Raw genomic sequence first — 548 nt, 5'->3', positions numbered from 1 at the left:
ACAGGTGTTATGGCCATTACTGCTGACGAACTAGATACCGCTCGTCGCCGTGTGGATGGTTCTGTAAAAGCACTTGAAGATGCTGGCTTTCCTAAATCTCAAATCTACCGTGTTCCGACCAAAACGAATGACATCCCAGGTGCGTTAGATGCCGCTAACTCACTGTTGGTTCAATATCCAAAGGTTAAGCAATGGCTGATTGTTGGTATGAACGACAACACGGTTTTAGGTGGTGTACGCGCGACTGAAGGCCAAGGTTTTGCCGCTGAAAACGTGATTGGTATTGGTATTAATGGTGTCGATGCCGTGAATGAGTTGGCGAAGTCAAACGCTACGGGTTTCTTTGGCTCACTATTGCCAAGCCCTGACGTGCACGGCTTTAAGAGCATCGAATCACTTTACAAATGGGTGAAAGAAGATGTGCAGCCAGAGAAGTTTGTGGAAGTCACCGATGTTGTGCTGATCACTCGCGACAACTTCCGTGAAGAGCTACAGAAAAAAGGTCTTTAAGCCTATTTGCGGCGGTGCAATGACCGCCGCTCTTTCGG

General features: G+C 48.0%; 1 pseudogene. It reads left to right on the top strand.

Annotated features, from left to right (window positions below):
- A pseudogene (locus R7O13_RS29990) lies at positions 1-510 on the top strand (arabinose ABC transporter substrate-binding protein); the annotation flags it as partial.
- Positions 511-548: the final 38 nt, after the last annotated feature.

It is taken from the genome of Vibrio sp. Y176 (assembly GCF_033438945.1).
The sequence above is the reverse complement of the archived record's forward strand: the minus strand, read 5'-3'. Positions and strand labels throughout refer to the sequence as shown.